The organism is Lactococcus sp. bn62, from assembly GCF_029492705.2.
Lineage (GTDB): Bacteria > Bacillota > Bacilli > Lactobacillales > Streptococcaceae > Lactococcus > Lactococcus petauri.
The window spans coordinates 130,238-149,672 of sequence record NZ_CP120417.1 but is presented as its reverse complement, the minus strand read 5'-3'; the positions used below and the strand labels follow the sequence as shown (position 1 = coordinate 149,672).

General features: G+C 37.3%; 19 protein-coding genes. 1 reads left to right on the top strand and 18 read right to left on the bottom strand.

Features of this window, described 5'->3' with window-relative positions; genetic code table 11:
* Nucleotides 1-7: 7 nt before the first annotated feature.
* Nucleotides 8-2,113 (top strand): ferrous iron transport protein B, encoded by a 2,106-nt coding sequence (feoB, locus tag P3G65_RS00835; RefSeq protein ID WP_019292683.1) that lies wholly within the window; start codon nucleotides 8-10, stop codon nucleotides 2,111-2,113.
* Between the two features lie 192 nt (nucleotides 2,114-2,305).
* On the opposite strand, the gene P3G65_RS00830 is transcribed toward feoB, so the two are convergent.
* The 18 genes from P3G65_RS00830 to P3G65_RS00745 form a co-directional block, all read right to left on the bottom strand.
* On the bottom strand, nucleotides 2,306-3,208 hold the full coding sequence (locus P3G65_RS00830) for a prenyltransferase (RefSeq protein ID WP_019292684.1): 903 nt from the start codon (nucleotides 3,206-3,208) through the stop codon (nucleotides 2,306-2,308).
* Between the two features lie 3 nt (nucleotides 3,209-3,211).
* Nucleotides 3,212-4,192, bottom strand: coding sequence for a polyprenyl synthetase family protein (locus tag P3G65_RS00825; RefSeq protein WP_019292685.1), 981 nt, complete (start codon nucleotides 4,190-4,192; stop codon nucleotides 3,212-3,214).
* Nucleotides 4,193-4,298: 106 nt separating this feature from the next.
* On the bottom strand, nucleotides 4,299-4,910 hold the full coding sequence (locus P3G65_RS00820) for a nitroreductase family protein (protein WP_019292686.1): 612 nt from the start codon (nucleotides 4,908-4,910) through the stop codon (nucleotides 4,299-4,301).
* A gap of 77 nt (nucleotides 4,911-4,987) precedes the next feature.
* Nucleotides 4,988-6,118: an aminotransferase gene (locus tag P3G65_RS00815; RefSeq protein WP_019292687.1), complete on the bottom strand. Its 1,131-nt coding sequence runs from the start codon at nucleotides 6,116-6,118 to the stop codon at nucleotides 4,988-4,990.
* A 10-nt stretch (nucleotides 6,119-6,128) separates the two neighbouring features.
* Nucleotides 6,129-6,620: a prolyl-tRNA synthetase associated domain-containing protein gene (locus tag P3G65_RS00810; protein ID WP_019292688.1), complete on the bottom strand. Its 492-nt coding sequence runs from the start codon at nucleotides 6,618-6,620 to the stop codon at nucleotides 6,129-6,131.
* A gap of 51 nt (nucleotides 6,621-6,671) precedes the next feature.
* Complete coding sequence (gene arcC / locus P3G65_RS00805) at nucleotides 6,672-7,622, bottom strand: carbamate kinase (RefSeq protein ID WP_019292689.1); 951 nt, start codon at nucleotides 7,620-7,622, stop codon at nucleotides 6,672-6,674.
* Nucleotides 7,623-7,719: 97 nt separating this feature from the next.
* Nucleotides 7,720-9,183, bottom strand: a complete 1,464-nt coding sequence (locus tag P3G65_RS00800; RefSeq protein WP_019292690.1) for a basic amino acid/polyamine antiporter — start codon at nucleotides 9,181-9,183, stop codon at nucleotides 7,720-7,722.
* Nucleotides 9,184-9,379: 196 nt separating this feature from the next.
* A complete protein-coding gene (argF, locus tag P3G65_RS00795) occupies nucleotides 9,380-10,423 on the bottom strand; it encodes an ornithine carbamoyltransferase (RefSeq protein ID WP_003133656.1) in 1,044 nt (347 codons plus the stop codon).
* A 126-nt stretch (nucleotides 10,424-10,549) separates the two neighbouring features.
* The gene (arcA, locus tag P3G65_RS00790; RefSeq protein ID WP_003133654.1) at nucleotides 10,550-11,779 is read right to left on the bottom strand and encodes an arginine deiminase; all 1,230 of its coding nucleotides are present in this window, start codon (nucleotides 11,777-11,779) and stop codon (nucleotides 10,550-10,552) included.
* 209 nt (nucleotides 11,780-11,988) lie between these two features.
* Nucleotides 11,989-13,059 carry a 23S rRNA (adenine(2503)-C(2))-methyltransferase RlmN gene (rlmN, locus tag P3G65_RS00785; RefSeq protein ID WP_019292691.1) on the bottom strand — a complete coding sequence of 357 codons (1,071 nt, stop codon included), beginning with the start codon at nucleotides 13,057-13,059 and terminating at the stop codon, nucleotides 11,989-11,991.
* 96 nt (nucleotides 13,060-13,155) lie between these two features.
* Complete coding sequence (locus P3G65_RS00780) at nucleotides 13,156-13,758, bottom strand: YutD family protein (RefSeq protein ID WP_019292692.1); 603 nt, start codon at nucleotides 13,756-13,758, stop codon at nucleotides 13,156-13,158.
* Nucleotides 13,742-15,103, bottom strand: coding sequence for a bifunctional UDP-sugar hydrolase/5'-nucleotidase (locus tag P3G65_RS00775; protein ID WP_040086895.1), 1,362 nt, complete (start codon nucleotides 15,101-15,103; stop codon nucleotides 13,742-13,744). Before P3G65_RS00775 ends, P3G65_RS00780 begins: the two co-directional genes overlap by 17 nt.
* Before the next feature lie 147 nt (nucleotides 15,104-15,250).
* A complete protein-coding gene (locus tag P3G65_RS00770) occupies nucleotides 15,251-16,378 on the bottom strand; it encodes a site-specific integrase (protein ID WP_284071229.1) in 1,128 nt (375 codons plus the stop codon).
* A gap of 43 nt (nucleotides 16,379-16,421) precedes the next feature.
* A complete protein-coding gene (locus P3G65_RS00765; protein ID WP_198495080.1) occupies nucleotides 16,422-16,628 on the bottom strand; it encodes a hypothetical protein in 207 nt (68 codons plus the stop codon).
* Nucleotides 16,629-16,732: 104 nt separating this feature from the next.
* Nucleotides 16,733-17,242, bottom strand: coding sequence for a hypothetical protein (locus P3G65_RS00760; RefSeq protein WP_284071228.1), 510 nt, complete (start codon nucleotides 17,240-17,242; stop codon nucleotides 16,733-16,735).
* A gap of 26 nt (nucleotides 17,243-17,268) precedes the next feature.
* Entirely contained in the window at nucleotides 17,269-17,760 is a 492-nt protein-coding gene (locus P3G65_RS00755) for an antirestriction protein ArdA (RefSeq protein WP_284071227.1), read from the bottom strand.
* A gap of 108 nt (nucleotides 17,761-17,868) precedes the next feature.
* Complete coding sequence (locus P3G65_RS00750; RefSeq protein WP_284071226.1) at nucleotides 17,869-18,390, bottom strand: EF0163 family protein; 522 nt, start codon at nucleotides 18,388-18,390, stop codon at nucleotides 17,869-17,871.
* Between the two features lie 21 nt (nucleotides 18,391-18,411).
* Entirely contained in the window at nucleotides 18,412-19,434 is a 1,023-nt protein-coding gene (locus P3G65_RS00745) for a phage tail tip lysozyme (RefSeq protein WP_284071225.1), read from the bottom strand.
* Nucleotide 19,435: the final 1 nt, after the last annotated feature.

The window sequence follows — 19,435 nt, the reverse complement described above, 5'->3', positions numbered from 1 at the left end:
AATAAAGATGACTAAAATCGCTTTGCTAGGAAACCCAAATAGTGGGAAAACAAGTATTTTCAATATATTAACTGGCAGTAATCAGCAGGTAGGAAATTGGCCAGGTGTAACAGTTGAATGTAAAACAGGACGTTATAAAAAAGACAAGAATATCGCTATTCAAGATTTACCGGGAACTTATTCTCTCTCACCTTATACTTTAGAAGAACAAGTCACACGAAATTATCTCAGAGAGACACCACCAGATGTCCTTCTCAATATTATTGATGCAACAAATCTCGAACGCTCACTGTACCTCACATTACAACTGATGGAGTTTAATATTCCTATCGTCATCGCTCTAAATATGAGCGACTTGCTAGAATATCAAGGTAAACAGATTGATATCGAAAAACTGTCTTACAGTTTAGGGCTACCTGTCGTACTTACTAGTGCTTTAAAGAAGAAAGGCCTAGACGAAGCTATTCGAAAAGCTTGCCAACCTCTTGAAGTGACTCCTTTAGATTATGATCACCGTCTTGAAAGTGCCTTAGCAGAAATTCAAACGATTTGTCCCCAAGCAAAGAATCGTTTTGAACAAATTAAACTTTTTGAAGGGGACAGTTTAGCCTCGAACACCCTCACTGCCTCACAAGAGCAAGAATTAGATGAAATCGTAGCAATCACCGAAAAAATTATGGGCGACGATCGTGCATCCATCATCGTTAACGAGCGCTATGATTTAATTGGTCAAATTGTTCGTTTAGTTGTTACAAGCACACATAAAGGACAACTTAATCTAACAGATAAAATCGACCGCATCGTTACCCATAAATGGTTGGGCCTTCCTATTTTTATCCTTATCATGTGGCTCGTTTACTTTTTAGCGATACAGGTCATTGGTACACCCGCTAGCGATTGGCTCAATGATAACTTTTTTGGTAGTTTTCTGCCAGATATTTTACACCAAGTAATGGATAGCTTGGCGATTGTTCCTTGGGTCCAATCCCTACTCCTTGATGGTGTCCTCGCTGGAATTGGGGCTATCCTAGGCTTTGTTCCACAAATCTTCGTTCTATTCCTCCTGTTAGGCTTTCTTGAAGATTCAGGCTATATGGCTCGTGTCGCATTTGTGATGGATCGTATCTTTAGAAGATTTGGCTTATCTGGTAAATCCTTTATTCCCATGTTGATTTCTTCTGGCTGTGGTGTACCGGGAATTATGGCTACCCGTACAATTGAACAAGAAAGGGACAGAAAAATTACCATCATGGTGACCACCTTCATGCCCTGTTCAGCAAAGTTGCCGATTATTGCTTTAGTTTCAGGTGCCTTTTTTCACTCCACCAGTTGGGTTGCACCTAGCGCATACTTCTTAGGCATGGCCATGATTATCCTCTCAGGAATTATTTTGAAAAAAACGAGAATGTTCGCGGGAGATACTTCTGCTTTCATCTTAGAATTGCCTACTTACCATATACCTCACTTTCCTACAGTCTTTAAATATGCGTTTGATCGAGGTTTGAGTTTTATTAAGCGCGCTGGGACAATCATTTTTGCGCTCAATGTCGCACTCTGGTTCTTGTCAAACTATAGCTTCACTTTGCACCAAGTTGAACCCGGCCAATCAATATTAGCAACGCTCGGAGGATACCTGAGTATTGTTTTTGCTCCTCTAGGCTTTGGAGAGTGGAAAGCCACGGTAGCTACCTTGACTGGACTAATTGCCAAAGAAACTATTGTCGGAACTATGAGCCAATTGTACGCCCAAGGTGCAGAGGTAGAAAATAACGGTCGAGCCATTTGGACGGCTCTACAAAATAGCTACACACCACTGGCCGCTTATTCTTTACTTGTCTTCAACCTGTTATGTGCACCCTGTATTGCTGCTATTTCGACAATTTATAAGGAAATGGGTGAAGTTAAATGGACTTTACGCGCTGTGGGCTTTCAAACCGCTGTGGCTTACAGCATGAGCTTTATCATTTATCAGTTAGGCTCTGCCTTTCTTACACAATCCTTTAGCATTAGTACATTACTTGCAGTACTTCTCTTGGTTTTTGGCCTTTATCTTATCTTCCGTCGACCAAAATACACATCAAACAAGGAGGAACTTTCTCTTGAACTTAGCTAGCATCGTTCTTTTATCCCTTATTTTAATAGCAGCCTTCTTTTCACTGCGCAAAACAGTGCGGAGCAAAGGAGCTTGCGATGACTGTACAACTACGACCTGTCCTGTTAAGGGGGTCTCTGCCTTAGAAATCCCATCGAAAAAAGACTGTTGTGAATAAGAAAAACCTTCCTTAAGAGAAGGTTTTTCTTATTCTCAGAGAACTAAAGCAAGCAGCATGAGACCCGCTTGCAATAGCGAGAAGACCATTAATATTTTTACTGAAGCAATAAAAGTTTCACTTTTTACTTGTCTTTGGAGGTAAGGACGCGCTTGTTTGATAATGAAAGGCAAAAGTATAAACATGAGCAACATGAGTGGAGAGATTAGTCCCAGAACTACTGCCCCAACGATTGAGATATAGGCCAATATAATGGCTAATGTCCACCAGCGCAAAGCATTCTTTCTCCCGATGTAATGCACGATAGTATATCGATGATTACCTTCATCCTCTTCCAAATCACAAGTGTTATTCGCCAGCATCAAGTTAGAAATTAACAAGGTACTTGGTAAAGCAACAAGGAAGGTTGATGCCAAAGTTGCAAAATCCCAAACAAAAACAGCACTCGTATTGATATACACACAGATCAGAAAAATTAAGTAGCCCATTGTTAAACCACTGGCCAACTCACCTACAGGTAAACTTGATAAGGGTTTTGGTCCAGCTGAGTAAAAGATACCAATGAAATAGCAAAAAAGTCCTAACCAAAACACCGGCCAGCCCACAAGTCCTGCTACAATTAATCCTAAAATCAAGGAAAGAGAGAAGAAGAAGAGTAACAAGCCCTTTATCAGCGAAAGTGATAGATTTTCCCGACCAATGATATTGGTATTTTTCTTGTAATCTTCCGTATCCACAGCCTTATGGTAATCATTGTAGTTGTCCCAAATATCTACAAAACAGTTAAAGCAGAACATAGCCACAAAGTAGATGATTAATGGGCCAAAATTGGCTATTTGATAATGATAAAGTGAATAAGCAACTCCCAGTATAAAAGGAAAAACGCTCGCTGTTTTAGCTTTCAGCTCAATAAGCTCAGCAAATATTTTAAAGTTCATTTTTTAATAATTTCTTTGTAATAAGGTTTGGGTAACTTCCATCAAAATTTCGCGGTTACGAGATTCTGGGAATTTTTCTATTTCAAGTAACGCTTGATTGGTTAGATGTTTTGCTAAGAAAAGACTTCCTGTTATACCTCCTAGATCAGTGACCAATTCGGAAAATTCGATACATTCTTGACGACTCAGTCCTTCTGGCGCTTCCAGATAGGGCATGACTTTCTCAGGCGCTTCTTCTTTTGCCAGCAACAAGGGTAAGGTATAAATCCCTTGACGAAAATCCGTCAATATTGGCTTATCAGCTTCTTCCAAACCGACTGTGAAATTAAGTACATCATCATAAATCTGAAAAGCAAGACCAATCGCTAAACCAATCTTTCGTGCAGACCGTTGCATCTGCTTATCACCACCAGAGAAATACACACCTTCTAAACAAGCTAAACTCAATAGCTCTGCAGTTTTACCACTGATAGCTTTAAGATAGCGTCTAATACTGTTGTCTGCATTAAAAGCTGATTGCATCTGTGTAAGTTCACCTTGAAGAATCTTTTTCATCGATCTTGCATTACGCGGCAAAAATGGTGTCGCAGCCATTGTTTCACAAAGCAACTCGAAGTAAACCGTATAAATAAAATCACCCGTGTATACTGCAACATCCTTGCCAAATTGTGCTTCAACACTCGGCAAGCCTCGACGTAAAGGGGAATCATCAATAACATCATCATGAATCAATGTTGCCGAGTGTAACAACTCCAAACTGGCTGCTATTTTAACCAAACGTTCTTCGTCTTCTATCTCCTCGTCAACTAAGCCAGAAAATAGAAAAAAAAGCGCTGGCCGAACCATTTTACCTCCGCGCGTCGTAAACTTTTGTAATGCGTCACGTATATCTGTATTATTTACCGCTAAACGTTCTGTCATCATAGTTTGTACTGCGATAAGTTTTTCCTTAATTTCAGGATAGTCCTGCCAAAAATCTAGCACTTTTTCCCCTTACTACCTATATCTATCGTTTTTATATCTCTCTTATTCTAGCAAAATCCACCTTAAATTTCGATATAAACGACTCACTTTTTTCTCTTATTACTTATTATCGAATTTCAATAATATTTTGTTGTGGCAAGCGGTAACTTGCTTGACCTTTTACTTCTGATGAGCCCAATACAACCAAGAGCTCTGGACGGTAACGTTTATCGACTTCGAGAATTTCATTCACGCGCTCAGTACGTTCAAAGCCAAGAATAATATTGCCTTCATAGCCTCTATTTTTGATGACATACATGAGATTCATCGTCACAAAACCAATATTCAATGATAAATAGCTTGCTTCCATCATCTCGTCCATATTTTCAAACATTTGGGGATAGCGACTATTGAAACGTTGCAGTTGTTCACTATCCATTTCTCCAGCCCCAGTACGTGCAATTTCACTTGAGCGTTCAGAAAGATTAGTATCACTAAAGATAGCAATGACCGCTCCAGCTTCTTTCACTTGTTGACCATTTTTTCCATGAACAACGGATAGAAGTTCTTGACGTTTTTGTTCACTCTCAACAATGACAAAGTGCCAAGGTTGGATGTTATGTGCAGAAGGTGCTAAACTTGCAGCAGAGATAATCTGTTTCACATCTACTGTTGGTATTTTTTTACCGTCAAATGTTTTTACAGCGTGGCGTTCTTTATTAATTTTTACAAAATCCATGAATATCCTCCTCTCATTATTGTACCAAATTTGCATATTTTTAGTATATAAAAAAGGGGTAAATCCCCTCTATTATCCTATTTGTTATATTCTCGCAAAAATTGAGACAAAGCAGACAAACCCTCGCGTAATGTCTTTTCATCCGTACAATAGCCTAAACGTGCATAGCCTGGCAAATCAAACCTATTTCCCGGTACTAAAAGAACGCCTTTGTTTTTAAGCAGGGCCACGCAAAATTCTTCTGTTTGGGCCGGATCGAGCGTTTCAAATTTCACAAAGCTTGTCGATACTGCTTTAGGAAATATCATTGATACAAGTGGCTCATTTTCCACCCACTCCCGAAGTATCTGCAAATTATTAGTGACGATTTCTTTATTCCGCGCCAGTACTTTATCACGGTGTTTTAAGACTAGAGTTCCTAAGGCATCATCAAAGACTCCACAACAAATCATTGTATAATCGCGGTATTTGCGAAACTCATCTGCTAGTTTTTCATCTTGAGTCGCCACCCAACCTAAACGTACACCAGGTACAGAATATGTTTTAGAAAGCGAGTTCGTCGAGATACCTTTTTCATATAAGTCAACAATTGGCGCATAATCTTCCGCATCATCAAGAGGCAAGTAAACCTCATCGACCAAGACATAAGCATCAACTGTTCGAGCCAGTTGAATGACCTCTTCTAAAAAGGCACGGTTTAAGGTTGTACCTGTCGGATTATTGGCATTGTTCAAACAAATCATCTTTGTGTTTGGACGAATCATCTGACGGAGTTCATCCAAGCGTGGATACCAGTTTTCAGATTCATAAATTTGCCAAAACTCAATTTCGGCTCCTAAAGATCGTGGAATATCATAGAGCTGCTGGTAGCTTGGGTACTCTGCAATCACATGATCTCCCGGCTCGATCAAGCCATACAAGACCAAATGATTGGCACCCGTTGCGCCATTTGTCGCCAAAATATTTTCTGCAGGAACTTTCGTATAAAGCTTGGCTACTTCTTGCTTAAATTCAGGAGAGCCTTCAATCCATCCGTAGTTAAATTTTTCCTGCATTAAGTGAGACATAAAGCTTTGGCCCTTGTCTTCTTCCAGATTTAATATTTCTTGCAACGTCATGGATGAAATCGTTGATTGAGCAATGTCATAAACTGCTTCTTTTTCCCATACATTGAGCCATTCTTCTACTCCAAAACCATCTATCTTCATATGTGCCCTCCTAAATATCAATTATAGTATAAGTATAGCATTGTGCATCCAGTATTTTAAAGCAATCTTCCATTGGAAAAAAGATTGTCTTTGTATTGTCATTAGGGTGTAACGTCATAATGTCATGCTCCTCAAGCATATCTCGGTCAAAATAAACATGCATATTATCCATTTTATTATCAACCAGACCATAAATAGAAACAATCCCAGACTGCAGTCCCAACATGCTTTCCAAACGTTCTTCTGATACAAAATGAAGTCGATTTACTCCAAGTACCTCCCCCAGTTTGTTCATCTCAACGCGCTTACTATCATCCATAATAACCATATAGAATTGGGTGGATTTTTTATTAGCCAAAACTAAAGTCTTCGACCTACAACCTTCATGTCCTTCAATATAATGGTCAGATTCTTCTGTAGAATGACTGGCCGGATGCTCGACAATTTTATAGGGAATTTCGAGCTGAGCCATTAACTTCTCTACTTCTTTAAAGTCTCTCATTCAGCCTCCTCATATAAGAAAAAGGCCGCGCAAAACACGGCCTCTTACATTTTAATCAGCAACAATTGTTGTTCCTGAACCATTTGCCAAGAAATCTTCAAGATTTTCAAGGGAAGTAATTGTTGCCGCACGACCAGTACGTTCTACAAAAGCCATAGCTGCTTCAACTTTTGGTTTCATAGAGCCTGCAGCAAATTGACCGTCTTCCAAGTAGGCACCAATTTCAGACAAAGTAACTTTTTCCAATTTCTTTTGATCTGGTTTGTTGTAATTGACAAAAACATTGTCCACACCTGTCAAAATAACTAACTCGTCACCATCCACAAGTTCTGCAAGTTTAGCTGCTGAAAAGTCCTTGTCTATTACAGCTTCCACTCCTGTGTATGTACCGTCTTCATGCTCAACTACAGGGATGCCGCCGCCGCCTGATACAGTAGTTAAAACTGCAGCATCTAACAGTGGTTTGATGGCTTCTGCTTCTACAATACGTTCTGGTTTTGGACTGGCAACAACACGACGATACCCACGACCTGAATCTTCGACAAATTTCCAATCTGGATATTGTTCCAACATTTTGTTCATTTGTGCTTCGTCATAGAATGGGCCAATCGGTTTTGTTGGGTTTTCAAATGCAGGATCGTTACTGTCTACCACGACACGTGTGACAACAGAAGCTACAGGAATTCGTTCCAAGCCTTCTTTGATTAAAGCTTTAGTAAAGGCTTGAGTCATCCAGTATCCAATTTGTCCTTGAGTCATAGCCACTGCGGTATCTAAAGGCATCGCAGGATTTTTGGCACTGTCTGATCCCAGTTGTTGTAAAAGTAAATTACCAACTTGAGGGCCGTTACCATGCGTAACAACTATTTCTACATCGTTATCCTTAATGAGCGGGATCAATTGACTCGCTGTAACTTCAAGCGCTTCTTGTTGTGCTTGAGCTGTTGGATCATCTGTCAAAATAGCGTTACCGCCAAGAGCAACTACAATACGTCTAACCATAATTATTTTCTCCTATTTTACGTTATTAAAGCGCTTACTTTGCGCTTGAAAGAATAAAACTTTTGATTGCTCAAAAATTTTACTCTAAATTTTCTTTTTAAATACCAAGTAACTCTCTCAAACCAAACTGATTAGCAAGCAAGCCATAAAGAGCGAGCAAAGCGGCAAGAGTAAAGATAATGATAGCAAACCATTCGCCTGTTGAAATAGTTCTGTTGTTTTCACGTTTTGCACGGATATAGAGGACAAAACCAACTACATACAGAATGGAAGCCATCCAGACAAACTGCCAACCACTCAGGTAAAGGGCAATAATTTGGAATGCCATGGCAAAGAAGCCGATTAAAATATTTTTAGTTGATTTTTCGACTAAACCAACTTTTAATAGATATGCACCGACGAGAGCGTAGCAAACCATAATTACTGCAGTACAGAGATAAACAAAGACATTATAAGCATCTGAGGCAAAGTAAGTAATAATGATAAAGAGTTGTACAAAACCTTGAGTCAAAAGCAATGAATTAACAGGTGCACCAGCTTTATTTTCTTTTCCAAACCAAGCAGGCAAGAGCTTTTGTGAAGCCAATTGAGAAGTTGACTCAACTGGAAGCATCGTCCACGATAACCAAGCACCGAGAAGTGAAATAATCAACCCGATAGCCATCAAATTACCACCCCAAGGGCCAACCATCTCACGTAAGATACCAACCATACCTGGTTGTGGCATACTTGCAAGCTGTGCTTGGTCCAAATATCCATAAGGTAAGAGCGAGAGCAAGATATAAATCACCAGCAAAGTGAATAATCCAATAATTGAAGCTTTACCAGCATCTGATTTTTTCTTAGCACGGTCGCCCATCATTGCCGCACCTTCAATACCAACGAAGACCCAAATCATAACCATCAAGGAACTTTGAATCTGTCCGATTAATCCTGAGGCTGTCATCTGAGTAAATGCTGCTGATCCATCTGCATTAATGACGACATTTTGCCAAAAATGTTCTGTAAAGACTCCTGCTCTGAACATAACAATAGCAACAACGGCAAAAATTGCGATTGGAATTAATTTAGCAATGAGTACAATAGCATTAATTACTGCTGCCCCTTCAACACCACGAATAACAAGTGCGGTTAATGACCAAGAAACGACTGAGACAACGATGACTGATAAAAAGGTCAAAGAACCGTCTTCATTAGCAAAAACACCAGGAAAGAAATAGTTGACAGATGTCATCATCAAGACAGCGAAAGCCACGTTACCTGCCCAAGCAGACAACCAGTAACCCCAGCCTGATAAGAATCCGGCAAAATCACCAAATCCTGCGCGGGCATAATCTGAAACACCGGAGAGTTCTGGTTTATTAACAACAAGGTGATTTAAGCTCAAAACGAGCATAAGAATACCAAAACCAATAAAGAGCCATGAAATGACCACACCACCTGGTGTAGCTCCATTTGCCAAGTCGTTCGAGAGGTTAAATACCCCACCACCAATAGCTCCGGATACGATAATTGCTACGAGGGCCATGAGCCCTATTCCTTTTTTATTTTCTACTTCCATATTACTTCCTATTTTTTTCATAAAGTCATATGCTTTAAAAAAGTCTCCAATTATGAAAATATACGAGGTCTGACCTTTTCAAAACAAGAGTTATAGAGGGAACCAAAAATATTTTTTCCAGATTTGTGCAAACTTCCCACCGGTATTAGGAAGTGGAAAGTCTGTCAAATCCGGAAAAAATCAAATTCAAAATTTATTATTTGATACTTGGTACATCTGGAATGAAGAGGTTACCCAAAGTTGCTGCCATAATTGCTTTAATTGAGTGCATACGGTTTTCAGCTTCTTCAAATTGACGTGCATATTTAGAACGGAATACTTCGTCAGTAACTTCCATTTCAGTCAAGCCATACTCTTCTTTAATTTCTTTACCATATTCAGTTTCAGTATCGTGGAAGGCTGGCAAGCAATGCATGAAGATAAGTTCTTCATCTGGAGTACCAGTCAATTTCATCATATCCATTGTAATACGGTATGGAGTGAGAAGTTCCACACGTTCTTCCCAGTTTGATTCACCCATTGATACCCATACGTCTGAGTAGATAATGTTTGCACCTTTAACCCCTGCTTCAATATCTGCAGTTGTTTCTGGTTTTGCACCTGACTCAGCTGCAAATTTACGCGCAATTTCCATAACTTCTTCAGAAGGTTGAAGTGATTCAGGCGCTACGATAGTTACGCTCACTCCAAGCATCGCACCTGTTACGATAAGAGAGTTAGCCATGTTGTTACGACCATCACCGACATAAGCAAGTTTAAGACCTTTAAGGTAACCAAATTCTTCTTTGATTGTCATGTAGTCTGCAATCATTTGAGTTGGATGCCAATCGTCAGTCAAACCATTCCATACAGGAACTCCTGAGTATTTTGCCAAATCTTCAACTTCTTTTTGTGAGAAACCACGACGTTCAATCGCATCAAACATTGAGCCAAGAACACGTGCTGTATCTTCAGTAGATTCTTTGATACCAAGTTGAATATCATCTTTACCAAGATATTCCGGGTGAGCACCAAGGTCGATAGCTGCTGTTGTAAATGCAGCACGCGTACGTGTAGAAGTTTTAGCAAAAAGTAAGGCGATATTTTTTCCTTCAAGATAATGGTGAGGGATGTTATTTTTCTTCAATGCTTTTAAGTGAATAGCAAAGTCAACAAGATATTGAATTTCTGCAGGTGTAAAATCTTTTTCTGCTAAAAATGAACGGCCTTGGAAAACTGAGTTAATTTTTGGTGTTTGCATTTAATTTTCTCCTAAATATAATTTTTTTATTTTTTGAAATAAGGACATTTGCTTGTGCTATAAGCAATAGAGTGTCAACGAGGTTGACAGAGCTGTAAACCAAGCAAATAGAGGGTGGATCTTTGATTAAATATCTTCACGCCACAATGGTTGAGACATACAACGTGCTCCACCACGACCACGTGCCAACTCGCTTGAAAGAATCTCATGTACTTTGATACCATGTTCTTTAAGTAATTCGATTGTGACATAGTTACGGTCATAAGTAACAATTTCACCTGGAGCGATAGCCAATGTGTTTGAACCATCATTCCATTGCTCACGCGGTGCAACGATTGGATCTCCATTACCACATTCAATCAAATCAAGTTCTGAGAGTTCCAACACTTTCTTAAGAGCAACTTTAAGGTCTGTCAAATGTTCAATTTCCACATCTCCATCTTTACCTGGACGTAAGATGAATGCATTGATATTTCCAGAACCATCAAAGATTCCTGGGAAGACTGTAAACTGATCATGATTAATCATTGTAAATACAGTATCCAAGTGCATCATTGCGTGATTATGCGGAATTTCAACAGCAAGTACAGTGTCAAAGGTTGACAATGGGTTTGCAAACAATTCTTTTGCTAAAGCTTGAATTGTTTTAGATGAAGTACGTTCAGAAACACCAATAGCTACAGTGTGTTTGTTTAATACGAGTTCATCACCACCTTCGATACGTGTTGTATGGTTACGATCACGCCAAATTGGAGTGTCTTTAAAACGTGGGTGATTTGCCATTACATATTCTGTAATCAATGATTCAGGTTGACGTGCTGGGAAAGTCATTTTGTTAATAGTCATCCCTACACCCATAGATGCTTGTGGGTCACGAGTGAAGTAAGCATTTGGCAATGGATTAAGGTAGAAATGGTTTTCGGCATCAGAACCGGCCATGTCGCTAAGAACTGTACGTTTTAGGTCCAATTCATTTTTACGAACACCTGCATAAATCTTGTCAACCATTGCTTTTGTATCCATGCTTGTCAAGTACTCAGTCAAACCTTCAAGTGTACGTCCTGGACGGTAGCCTGCTTCATGCAAGAGTCGAGCCAAGAAATCTTTTTTAACACTTTCAGTTTGAAAAACATCTGCGGCAAGATCTTCTATATAGACAGTTTCTGCTCCGTTATCACGCAATGTTTGAGCAAAGAAATCGTGTTCCTTCTGAGCAATTTTCAAGTAAGGGATATCATCAAACAAGAGTTGATGCATTGTGTCTGGTGTGATGTTTTCGACTTCAGCACCTGGACGATGAAGGAGAACTGATTTAAGTTTTCCGATTTCTGAATTGACATTGATTGCTTTTTCCATGAGATAAGCATCCTTTCTTTTATATAAAACTATATATTAAAATTGTAAAAGCGCTTTCAACACCTTTTATTATAGTCTAATCTTTTTTTGAATGCAAATTGAACGTCATTATAATAATGCGCTTTCATTTCATAAAAAATAATAAATATACAAAAAGAAACCAGCAATACCAAAGTTGAGCCTTTGTGATGGTTTCTTTTATTTTTTTATTACTTTTCTTTGTTTTTTCTAATTTGTTTACTTCTAAGTTGTCCGCAAGCGGCATCAATGTCTGTACCATGCTCTTGGCGCACAACACAGTTGATACCATTTTTCTTGAGTACATCGTAAAATTTCGCAGTATCATTTCGTGTTGAACGTTCATATTTGATATGCTCAGCGACAGGATTGTAGGGAATCAGATTGACATACGAAAGTTTATTTCGGGGTTTTATTAAATCAGCTAATTCTTGTGCAATTTCCGGAGTATCATTTTCTCCAGAAAGCATAATATACTCATAGGTTACACGACGATTTGTTGTTTCAGTATAATAATCTATCGCATCAAAAAGTTTTTCAAGTGGTGCGCTACGTGTGATACGCATCAGACTTGTACGTAATTCATTGTTTGGTGCATGTAAAGAAATAGCCAAGTTCACTTGCAAGTTTTCATTTGCAAATTCTTTGATTTTTGCTGGCATGAAACCACAGGTTGACACGGTAATATGACGTGCCCCAATAGCAAGGCCATTATCGTCATTAATTGTGCGTAAAAAGTTCATCAAGTTTACATAGTTGTCAAATGGTTCACCGATACCCATAACTACAACGTGAGAAACACGCTCATCTTGGCCTTTTTCATCGAAGTATTTTTGGACCAACATAATCTGAGCGACTATCTCTCCTGCTGTCACATCACGCTCTTTTTTTAGAATACCAGAGGCACAAAAAGTACAGCCCATGTTACATCCTACCTGAGTAGTCACACATACAGATAAGCCATAAGATTGGCGCATCAATACAGTTTCAATCATCATTTTATCTGGTAACATAAAAAGATATTTAACTGTTCCATCTTCCGACTCTTGTACGACGACTTGCTCCAGAGGATTCATAATAAAATGCGCGTTCAACTTTGCAATAAAATCCTTGGAGAGATTTGTCATTTCTTCAAAAGTTTGGACACGTTTTCGGTAAAGCCAATCCCACACTTGGGTTGCCCGAAATTTTTTTTCACCATTTTCAATCGCCCAATCAATAAGTTGATCACGTGTTAAGCCGTAAATTGTTTGTTTTTCCATTATATCTCCGATATTTTTCCCCCAAAAAATTTTTGAGGGAACTTTTTTGTATATTATTCAATAACTTTTTAGACATATTTTTAACATTTGTCTATTTTATTTTTTTGCACGTTCGCGTATTACAAAATTAGATTTAGAGGTTGTATTTTTCTCATTTTTCTCATTTTGTTTTATTTTAGCAGGCTTCTTACCTGATTTCTCGCGAATTTCAAATGATTTTTTCTCATTTTTCTTTTGCTTTTCTTGAGAGCTTCGATTTTTATTGCGATTATTTCGACGTCGTGCTTTTTCAAATTTAGGTTGACGTGGCTTGTCTTCAAAAACACGTTCGGATGTGTAAGATTCATCTTGTGAGCGTACACGACGTAAAACAAAGTAGGCACAGCCATAATTGCAATATTCATTGATATAATCTTCTAATCGGTCAATCTTATTTTCAGATTGCATTTTTTTTCTACTTACTGAAAAAAAGCCTTTTAAACGGAGCTGTTCAAAGCCCCAATCTCCCACGATGTAATCATACTTATCGAAAATATCGCTAAATCGCTGCTCCAGCTTTTCAGCATCAAACCCTTCACGATAATTGTAAACCAGATGAAAGGTCTTACCACCTACTTTTACAATGTCATCTGTAGCAGTTACCCGCTCACCAGGGAAACGATTATAATTTAATTTTGATTCGTCAACTTCTTTTGGCACTTTCCTCTCCCTTTCTCTTTTTGTTCATTTTCTCATTTTTTAATTCATTTGCTACTATTTCTCGTAGAAAATACGGAAAAAGTATTTCGGCTTTCTCTTGTTTTTTCAATAAAGGAAAATACCAAGCAAAGAGATACTGATCAGGAACGACTATGCTATAAGACTCAGCATCGACCACATCCGTATTTCTATAATAAAATTTCCCTCTGTTGAAATTTATTCCCTGAAAAATAAGCCGACCAAATTGCTTCCCTCGAAAACCCATACCTCGAATATTTTGCCCAGACAGCATTGCAGATACATCAAGCATTTCACGTAAAACTTCTTTCAGTACCTTACCAGTCATCGTAAGCCGCACTAAACGCATGGAATGGGGCAAAAATTGGTGTAAATCATCTAAAGTAAGTTGATTTGGCAATGCTTCTGTAACCAAGAGCCCAGTATTGAAAACACAGGCTCCCACCTTGCCATATCGGGCAAGTAACTCTGCAATAAAATGACTTGCATTATAATCAGGATAAACATTGGTCAGGCTATAGGGAAGTTCTCCGACAGTCTTGCCTTGCAACATTTTACGTCCTTTCAACTCCCACGAGTTGATGTGTAAAGCATCACTTTTTACTTTTTTGAGCGTGTTGGTAGCAATTGTGGAAATTTCCGAAGCAATTACTTTGTTATTTTGATCAAAAGTAAGATTGATTTCGCCGATATGCTCCCCGTATCTTCCTGCAGCCGCAAGTAAGGTGTCATGTAATTCCACTCCGTGTTCAAAAAGATGATGCGTATGGCTTCCAATAATTAAATCAATATCGTAATTTTTAGCGATTTTCTCATCAACGGTTTTACCCAAATGACTCAAAAGAATCGTAAAATCACAGTCCAGTGGCAAGAGCTGATCCAAGCAAACTAAAGGATCAACAATATCCCAACCTGCTTGTAAATAGGCTAGATAAGGAGCTGTTAAGCCAATGATTCCAATACGCATCCCCCAACTGCTCTCTATAAATTTAGGACCTTGAGCAAAAGGCATATTACTGATATTTGAAAGCAATATATCAAATTCGGCTTGATTGTATAAATGGCTTAGCATATCATGAGTTAATCCTAAACCTTCATTGTTACCGAGGGTCGCTCCTGTCAAGTCCAGCTTATTCATCAGAGCAACATTAATCTGTCCTTCTGTTGCCTCAGTTAAAGGATGTACCCGGTCAACATTATCCCCTAAGTCAAATCGCAAGACATCTGGAAGTCCAACTGATTTTTCCGCAAAAAAACGCTCAATCACTGGAAATCTTTCCAAATGCGAGTGCAAATCGTTCAAGTGAATAATGCGCAATGAATTCATTTTACCATTATATCATGCTTACCTTGTTTTAGCACCCCTATATTGCTATATCCCCCTATTTCCCAACCTATCAACTTTTGGAAAAACATTACTTTCCTCTAAAAACCTCTCAGTTCCTATTACTTTTGGTTAGTTTTTGGTTAGTCTTTATATAGATAAATTATTTAATTTTTCATCTAAATTTTCTTTCATATTTTTAGTGACATGAGTATAAACTTGTAAAATCATCTTTTCATCAGAATGTCCTACTCTCTCCATAATCAGTTTAATAGGAACATTCATTTCAACCAATAAAGTAATATGAGAATGCCTTAACATATGTAAGTTATATTTACGATTTTCAGTTTCTTCTCCTAAACACTCTTCACATAGTTTTTTGAAAGCATACGTTAGATTGTTTGTGTTAAAAATTCTACCCCTATTGCTTAGAAAAAGAAATTCATCCTTTTGCATTCTTTCATGAAAATACTCTAAAATTTCAATGCACCTATCATTAATTGAAATTGTACGATAAGAATAGATTGTCTTAGGAGATAGTAGTTGCCGATCATTAGGTACATACCCATGACAATTTAAAGTGTGGTGTACATTTAACAATTTATTCTCTACATCTACATTTTGCCACCTCAAAGCAAGAGCTTCACCGATTCGTAAACCAGTCAAAAACAAAAACTCAAATAATAATCCTTTTCTCTTGTGTACACTATATTTAGAAATATGATTAAGTAGAATTTTCATTTCTTCCTGAGTTAAAAATTTGTTTTGTTTCCTATGCACTTCTTCCATTGTAGCTTTACTTCTAGGTAAGGCTACTTGCTGCATAGGATTTATTTCTACATAACCTACTCCTGCTGCATATTCAAAAAATAATTTATAGTAAGATTTACGTAAATTTCTTGTCGTCCCTGAAAGACCTGAATTTAAGAGAAAATATTGTATTTCTTGCGGAGTAACTTCCGTTATATTTTTACTACCAAACTTCCTTATAAATTTTTTAAAAGCATTTTCTTCCACATTTTGAGTGGAGGGTTTTATTTCTTCATTCCTTAATTGGCGCCATTCCAGATATACTTCTTGAATAGTTGGTATATTCTTTTTTTGACTTTTTGATAAACAATCTTCAATTTTTCTACTCAACTTATTTTTAGCTTCTGATTGAGATACTCGACTTTTTGAGTTCATAGTCACAGTTACCTGTCGCCATTTTCCCTGATTATCATCAAAATATTTTTCAAAATAACGATATTTACCGTTCTCTAATTTTTTATAAAACATTTTTCTCCTTGTTTTCCAAGCAAGAAAATGTGTGTACTTTGTATTATAACATTTTCTTACGTTGTGCTTCCTTATACTCCATGTACTTATAATACCCTGCTAAACTTACTCGTCTTAAATCTTTCGTAGGTGCTAAGATATATTTTGAAAATTCATTTCTTTCCATTTCTGTTAAATGTTTTTCTACAGTTTTTACTGACCAATGAAAAATTGCTGCCAGTTGATATTTTGTTTTTAAGTCTACAATCATAATTCCCCCTATATACAAAAAAACAAGGGCGAGATTTCTCCCACCCTTAATTATTCACCGATTTTATTTTAACTACTTATAATGCTTGTCTTATACCATATATTTTACCCCTCCAATTTTAATTGATATGACTTTCCATTTATCCAATGTATAGAACCTAGCTGTCTAGCTTTATGTAATATTTCGTTTATTGAAAGACCATTTTTTTCCAAATCGTCCACATAACCTTTAACATATCGAATACAATTATCTAAGAAATTCAAAAAAACATCTAAACGTTGACTATACCTCTTATCTAAGCTCACTAAGAAACTTACAAACTCTGACATAATAGTTATCGCTCTATTATCTTTACTTTGATAATCATATATATTATGTTCTAACTTTCCCCATGCTTCACTTGATAAAGTCATAGTGGATTGGCGCATAAGCTCAATTTTCTGTTCATAAGCAGTCAATTTTTCACACCAAGTAACTATGTCAGACAAGCGAGCATAAGGCGGTAGAGATAGTTCTTGTTCGATTTCTCTTAACCTCTTGTCAAATGCAATATATTTCATATTAAATTGACTCTCTGCATTTTTTGCTTGATTTCGAAGAAGTTCTAAATCCATTTCCTCTCCTTATATTCTTATAGCTACTAGATATTACGGACAAAGCCATTTGTTGTTTTAGCATAATCAGTTAATGCTAGATCCCGACCATAGGCTGCATAGTTAAAGTATCTCTCTAAGAATTCTTTTCCTAAAGATTCTAACCCTCCCATTTCTTGAATAAGCTTATAGGCTAAATCTTCCTCATCATCTACATCTATAAAATATAAATCTGACTGCTGAGAAATAATATCATCAATTGAATATATTTCTAAAAATTCTTCAACATTATCCAAATATGATATTTCTTCTAACTTTTCTGCATAAGCATTAAGTTCTTTAATTGATGAATACTCCCCAACTCTATATCCCATAAAGTTTTCAAAATCATGTATTGCATATTCTTCCCCATGTTCTACATCTAATTGGAGTTCTCGTTTAACTTTATTAATATCTACCGGAAGTTCGAACCATTTCCCCCTTGTATTTCCGTTATTATAGCTGCTTAAATTTACAATATATACTCTTGGTGTTTCCATATCTATTTCCTCCAAAGAAAAAAACCTATCATATCTGATAAGCCTTTAATTTATTATTAACAGTAAAATAACTGACTGATTCATCTCTTATTCTATTCATCTTTCCTCCTAATTCATTAATGGAAAAGTAACCTTACTTACTAAGTAACTGTCACCGTCTTGTTCAACTGTAATCTTGAGTACCTGCGGAGTAACCTTATTTCCATTTAGAGTATATGAAACTAGAGCCAAATATTCTTCATCATTATCACTATAAATATCTGATGAATCAACGCTTGATTCCATTTTTATATCTTTATCTGTCTTAGTTAACCCTAAGTCCTTTTGAACACTAGAATTACAAAAAGCTTTTGCTGCTTCATTACGTGCATTTGCAGAAGAAAAATTATAGTAGCTATCAATAAAACCTGCCACAGTATCCCTTGCCTTTGCACTATTAAAGTCATAACTTTTAGATTCTGACGTCTGCTTTGTTTCTGTTGTTTTAGTTTTTTCAACTTTTGAAGAATGTTGCACAACCTTTGATGATGAACTTTCTACTTTTTCTGGCTGAACAACACTATCACTTCCACAAGCTGAAAGTAACATCAGTGATGAAACACCTAAAATAAATATACTTTTCTTTTTCATAGTTTTTATTTTTCTTACTTCCTATCCTTTGCTCGGTGGAATACAAATACTTGTAATACTGTTATCCCACGTCCTGTTTTCTTTTTGAACAATCTGAACACCACCTACATTTTGTTCATAGGTCGTAAAACTATTACCTTTTACTGTACTAATAATCCCAGTATGTCCGTATGGATTTTGACTCACTGCTCCTGCTACAGGACCTGGACCCCAATTTATAACAGCTCCTGCCACAAGTTGGTTAGCCTTAGGTTTCATAATGACTTTCCAACCATGAGAAGTGAACTCGCTAAAGTTATCAGAGCCAATATTAAAGGCACATAAGCCATGTAAAGTAAAACCGCTAATATGATTTACATAGTACGCTGACAAAGCATAACATTGTCCTGAACCTACTTGTTTGCCCAAAACATCATTTAAGAACTTAATATCCCCACCTGATGAACCAGAACTATTAAAATAAGCGTACCATTGGTTCGCTAACTGTGATATTAATTCAAGATTAGTCTGACCGTCAGATAAACTCACTCCCTCATAATAAAGTGACCAATCTTTAGCTGCTTGAACGGGAGCTTTAGACTTTGTCAATAGAGTTTTAACTTTTGAATAAGACCCATTCAGCTCTTTATCTACAAGTTTAAATTCATTTTCAAGTGTAAGAGTCGATAAGTCCATACCTTGAATCGAACCCTCTGAGTGAATACGGTCACCATTAATAAAGCTCCCCCAACCTGACCATTGGAAAAGTCCTGCCACACCCCCTGCTGGATTTAAAGCCTGAGGATTAAAACTACTTTCACGTTGAGCAACTGCTAATGCTCCTGAAGCCCCTGCAGAAGTAAACTTTTGTTTTTTAATCAAATGTTCATAAGTTTTTGTAGCAACTTGAAGAGCTTGTCCTGTTACTGGAGGTGTACCATTCCCTGAAATATCCGAAGAATCATCTGGTGACGAACCTATAATAGAGGTCATCATAGAAAGGAGTAACAATCCCAATAATAGAAACGGAACGATAACCAAAGAAAATTTGAATATTTTTTTCATT

Coding starts and splice junctions, on each gene's coding strand:
- feoB (WP_019292683.1), top strand. CDS start 8: ATGACTAAAATCGCTTTGCTAGGAAACCCAAATAGTGGGAAAACAAGT.
- P3G65_RS00830 (WP_019292684.1), bottom strand. CDS start 3,208: ATGAACTTTAAAATATTTGCTGAGCTTATTGAGCTGAAAGCTAAAACA.
- P3G65_RS00820 (WP_019292686.1), bottom strand. CDS start 4,910: ATGGATTTTGTAAAAATTAATAAAGAACGCCACGCTGTAAAAACATTT.
- P3G65_RS00815 (WP_019292687.1), bottom strand. CDS start 6,118: ATGAAGATAGATGGTTTTGGAGTAGAAGAATGGCTCAATGTATGGGAA.
- P3G65_RS00810 (WP_019292688.1), bottom strand. CDS start 6,620: ATGAGAGACTTTAAAGAAGTAGAGAAGTTAATGGCTCAGCTCGAAATT.
- arcC (WP_019292689.1), bottom strand. CDS start 7,622: ATGGTTAGACGTATTGTAGTTGCTCTTGGCGGTAACGCTATTTTGACA.
- P3G65_RS00800 (WP_019292690.1), bottom strand. CDS start 9,183: ATGGAAGTAGAAAATAAAAAAGGAATAGGGCTCATGGCCCTCGTAGCA.
- argF (WP_003133656.1), bottom strand. CDS start 10,423: ATGCAAACACCAAAAATTAACTCAGTTTTCCAAGGCCGTTCATTTTTA.
- arcA (WP_003133654.1), bottom strand. CDS start 11,779: ATGGAAAAAGCAATCAATGTCAATTCAGAAATCGGAAAACTTAAATCA.
- rlmN (WP_019292691.1), bottom strand. CDS start 13,059: ATGGAAAAACAAACAATTTACGGCTTAACACGTGATCAACTTATTGAT.
- P3G65_RS00775 (WP_040086895.1), bottom strand. CDS start 15,103: ATGAATTCATTGCGCATTATTCACTTGAACGATTTGCACTCGCATTTG.
- P3G65_RS00770 (WP_284071229.1), bottom strand. CDS start 16,378: ATGTTTTATAAAAAATTAGAGAACGGTAAATATCGTTATTTTGAAAAA.
- P3G65_RS00765 (WP_198495080.1), bottom strand. CDS start 16,628: ATGATTGTAGACTTAAAAACAAAATATCAACTGGCAGCAATTTTTCAT.
- P3G65_RS00760 (WP_284071228.1), bottom strand. CDS start 17,242: ATGGATTTAGAACTTCTTCGAAATCAAGCAAAAAATGCAGAGAGTCAA.
- P3G65_RS00755 (WP_284071227.1), bottom strand. CDS start 17,760: ATGGAAACACCAAGAGTATATATTGTAAATTTAAGCAGCTATAATAAC.
- P3G65_RS00750 (WP_284071226.1), bottom strand. CDS start 18,390: ATGAAAAAGAAAAGTATATTTATTTTAGGTGTTTCATCACTGATGTTA.
- P3G65_RS00745 (WP_284071225.1), bottom strand. CDS start 19,434: ATGAAAAAAATATTCAAATTTTCTTTGGTTATCGTTCCGTTTCTATTA.